The organism is Roseomonas chloroacetimidivorans, assembly GCF_049629625.1.
Taxonomy (GTDB): domain Bacteria; phylum Pseudomonadota; class Alphaproteobacteria; order Acetobacterales; family Acetobacteraceae; genus Roseomonas; species Roseomonas chloroacetimidivorans.
Genome location: NZ_JBNBZS010000199.1, coordinates 1 through 3284 on the forward strand (window position 1 = coordinate 1; position 3284 = coordinate 3284).

At 66.7% G+C, this 3284-nt stretch carries 3 protein-coding genes; 1 reads left to right on the forward strand and 2 read right to left on the reverse strand.

Annotation, left to right across the window (positions count from 1 at the left end; translation table 11 throughout):
• Nucleotides 1-314 (forward strand): hypothetical protein (locus tag ACO1BU_RS36430; protein ID WP_424140750.1); only part of this gene is annotated, 314 nt, incomplete at its 5' end.
• Nucleotides 315-483: 169 nt separating this feature from the next.
• Here the strand turns inward: ACO1BU_RS36430 and ACO1BU_RS36435 are convergent.
• Together ACO1BU_RS36435 and ACO1BU_RS36440 are read right to left on the reverse strand one after the other, a co-directional pair.
• Nucleotides 484-1233 carry a DUF7986 domain-containing protein gene (locus tag ACO1BU_RS36435; protein WP_424140751.1) on the reverse strand — a complete coding sequence of 250 codons (750 nt, stop codon included), beginning with the start codon at nucleotides 1231-1233 and terminating at the stop codon, nucleotides 484-486.
• Nucleotides 1230-2063: an IS5 family transposase gene (locus ACO1BU_RS36440; RefSeq protein WP_424140752.1), complete on the reverse strand. Its 834-nt coding sequence runs from the start codon at nucleotides 2061-2063 to the stop codon at nucleotides 1230-1232. The genes ACO1BU_RS36435 and ACO1BU_RS36440 overlap by 4 nt, the downstream gene beginning before the upstream one ends.
• Between the last annotated feature and the right edge of the window lie 1221 nt (nucleotides 2064-3284).

Here is a 3284-nt window from a genome sequence, read left to right on the forward strand (position 1 = left end):
CGTACCGCCATCAAACCTTGCAATCGCACTTGAACTCCATGGGCCGTCCACGCATGGAACTGGCGCAAGGCCCGCGGGGGTGCGGCTGCGGCCGAGGCAGCCTGACCATGGCCGCATCCAGCTGCGTCTTCACCATCGGCCATGTTGCCTTGATGCTCGGCGGGAACGAGGAATGGCTGCAGGATCTCGCCAGGCAACTCGAGCCCGAGGACGGTCGCCTCTGGATCTACGACACCGATGATCGCGCGACGCTCGGATTCACCGAGCGGAGCATCGAAAGCCTCAAGGAACTCAGCCCTAACCAGAAGCAGTGAGCGCGGTCAGCACGTCTGCGCTCGATAGCCCGCGGCCCCGGCCGGATGGATACGATCAGCGCGAGCCACTCGGGAAGGAAGCCGTGTGGCATCAGCCGGAGGGCTTACTTGCCCACAAGGCATTCCGGCCCTCCCTGAAGCCGTCCAGCCAAGTGCCGATCCCAATTACCTACTTTCTGGGCGGCTTTGATGGCCTGCGCGGCTTTGGCGACTGGCGGCCGCGGTGCGTCGGCTCGGCTTTCGTAGGCACGCTCGGCCCGGTAGTGAGGATCTCGGCCAGGGTCTGCAGCAAGGCAAGATCGGCGGGTCCGGGCGGTGCGTCGGCTCGGAGTTGGTCGCCGTAGAGCGTGGCGGCGAGGGAGTGGCGGAACGGCAAGGGTGCGCCGCGCGCCTTCGCCCCGAGGCAGAAGTCGAGCGTTTCGGCGTCGGGCTCGACGATGATGCCGAAGCCGGCGTGGAATGGCCCCGCGTCGAACAGGCGCATGCCGGCGATGGCGCCCTCGGGCGCGGACTTCTCGAGCGCCTCGTCCACGAGCCAGAGGCGACGGTTGCCCGCGAGCATGTCCTCGAGCCAGAGCCCGACCACCTCGTGCCGCCCGGCCACACGGAAGATCGAGAACCACGCCCCGGCCATGTGTTCGGCCAGGGCGCGATCGCTGGCGTCCAGGCGCTCACCCCCGTCGGCGAGGAAGCGGTCAAAGGCGCGTCGGCCGCGCTGGTTCGGCTCGAAGAGAGCGATATCCACCAGCATCTCGGCCGTGTCCGCCTCCTCGAGCTCCGCCACCTCGGCCCAGGGTGCGACCTGCTTGACGGCTCGGTTCAGATCCGCCCGACCACACGTCTTCGTCGCCTCCCGCAGCACGCGGCGGATGCCGGCCCGGATCGGGCGGTACTGGGCCAGGACCTCGGCCCGGGTCATCGCCGCACTCCCATTCCGGCGCTCGCACCGGCGGCACGGTCGCAGATCAAGGCGCAGGCGAGGTGAAGGAAAGCCGCGTGATTGGCCACTTTGCGCTCCCACCGGACCAGCAGCCGACGGCTGCGGTTCAGCCAGGCGTGTGTCCGCTCGATAACCCAACGCCGCGCCCGCTTGCGCCCGCTCCGGCGTGCCCGTGCCTCCTCACGCCGGCCGCGGATGTGCACCACGTAGCCACGCCGCGCCGCCTCCTGCCGCGAGCCCGCGTCGTCGTAGCCGAGGTCGAGGCAGAGATGCTGGACCAGCGCCGAGCGTGGTGGGCGGCGAGCCACCAGACCGTCGAGTGTCTCAGCCAGGAGCAGGTGGTCGTTGCGGTTGGCCGGCCCGACCACCAGGGCGAGCGGCACGCCCTTGCCGTCCACCAGCAGCGAGCGCTTCACTCCCTGCTTGCCGCGGTCGGTCGGATTGCGCCCGACCACCTCACTGCGCGACAGTGGCGCCTTGGTCAGGCAGCCATCCACCGCGAGCCAGCGCCACTCGATCCCGCGCACCTCGTCGTAGCGCTGCGCCGCCACCCGCCAGAGCCGGAAGAACAACCCAGCCCGGACCCACTCCTGAAAGCGGCGATGCGCGGTCGAGCCCGAGCCAAGGCCGGTGGCGTCCAGCGCCTTCCACTGGCAGCCCGTCCGCAGCACGAAGAAGATGGCCGCCAGCACGCGACGGTCCGGCACGCGCGGTCGCCCGCCGCCCAGCGGATGCACTCTGGCCGGCTTGGGGATCAGCCACCGAGCCAGAGACCAGAAGCGTTCAGATAAACGAAACGAAGAACCCATCGAGGCCACAGCGAAGGACATCCTACCCCGATATATGGTCCCTCAACCCAGCATCGCACGCCGGTCCCCCACCAACCCGGTACCGGTAATTGGGATCGGCACCAAGCGCGCCGGAGCCAGGGAAGGCGATGCGAATAGGGGCAATTGCCGGCGGCACCTTCTGACCTCCGCCCTTCTTCCCATCCCTGGACTGCCGCTTCAGCCATGGCGCCGAGCAGAAAGACTTGGGCTCCGGCGTTGGTCGGGTAGTCGTCTGCATCCACGCGTAGGCTTCTCACGAGGAAGGTGAAAACGGCGGGTCTGATCGTAAGGGGAGCGACCCCAGGGGGACCAGATTGCCGGGCCTACCTCCAGGCCCACCCGCACGCGTCATGGTAGGAACGACTCGGCCGGATAACGGGTTTCCGGCCCTTCCACGCCATCTCCGGAAGCTGGCTCACCGCTGTGAACGAAGCCGGGCCGGATCTGAGCCGTTTTTACACGGGGGGAGCCAACGCAAGGAGGCTCCGACATGCCGACTGTCCAACGTCCTCCCTTCCCGGGGGAGCGGGAAGATCTTTTTGCCCTCTGGCTGAAGCGCAGCCTGCACGAGAGGTTAGATCCGGTCCTCAACGAGGATGTTCCGGTAGAGCTCCTGCGGCTCATTTGTGACACCCGTTCCGAATGGGAGGAGATGAAGCGCTTTTGGGCGGCTTCCGAGGAGAGGCGGCGAGGGTCGCTCTTGTAAAAGCGCGTAGGAGCTTGAGCGCACGAAATCGGGCCAGAATGCAAAAGCCCCCTTGTGGGCGGGGCCTCTTTCGGCGCCGGGAGGCTTGCGATCACCTGACTTCGGAGCCGGCCTGGGTTGCCCCAAGTCCTTCAAGCCCGGCACCACCTCGAGGGGTGGAGGAGCGGGAATCCGATCACTTCAGTTGTTTCAAGAGGATCGATTTCATCGGAAGTTCGAACGTGGCGCCTCCTTCCACGGTATTCGCAACCGTCTCGATGCTGCCCCAAAGAGCCAGTAGACGTTCTGCCTGTTTAGTCACGGGCGCCTTATGCAAGCCGCTCGAAAGAAACATGCCGATCAGGCGCGAATTACGGAAGGCGCTGTATATGGCGCGACAATCTGGATGCGAGCAGCGCGACAATCAGGATGAGAGTCTGTGGTCGCGGCGGCTGGATGATTGCCGCGGAGCGACACGGGCGCAAGAGATTTCCGGGACGGCGCGACAATCAGGA

Excerpts from the sequence above, each read along its gene's own strand:
- ACO1BU_RS36435 (WP_424140751.1), bottom strand. The coding sequence starts at position 1,233 with ATGACCCGGGCCGAGGTCCTGGCCCAGTACCGCCCGATCCGGGCCGGC.
- ACO1BU_RS36440 (WP_424140752.1), bottom strand. The coding sequence starts at position 2,063 with ATGGGTTCTTCGTTTCGTTTATCTGAACGCTTCTGGTCTCTGGCTCGG.